This window comes from Paracraurococcus lichenis (assembly GCF_030657435.1).
Classification (GTDB): domain Bacteria; phylum Pseudomonadota; class Alphaproteobacteria; order Acetobacterales; family Acetobacteraceae; genus Paracraurococcus; species Paracraurococcus lichenis.
Genome location: NZ_JAUTWS010000615.1, coordinates 1 through 233, shown reverse-complemented (window position 1 = coordinate 233; position 233 = coordinate 1). Strand labels below are relative to the sequence as shown.

General features: G+C 68.7%; 1 protein-coding gene. It reads right to left on the bottom strand.

Features of this window, described 5'->3' with window-relative positions; translation table 11 throughout:
• A partial coding sequence (locus tag Q7A36_RS41445; RefSeq protein ID WP_305109569.1) for a hypothetical protein occupies positions 1-233 on the bottom strand: 233 nt, incomplete at both ends.

The window sequence follows — 233 nt, the reverse complement described above, 5'->3', positions numbered from 1 at the left end:
TTCCGCCTTGGCGGTGAGCAGGACCAGCAGGACGCGGCCGATCTGGACCAGGTGAAGCCAGCGCAGCAGGACCGTCCGGCTTCGCTGCCACATCGCGCCCAGGCCATCGGTGAGCTTGAGGGCGGCGAACAGCGGCTCAACGGTCCAGCGCTTGGAGTAGGCGTCGACGATCTCGACGGCTGACAGGGCCAAGTCGGTCGACAGCAGCAGGCGCCGCTTCGCCCAAGCACCGC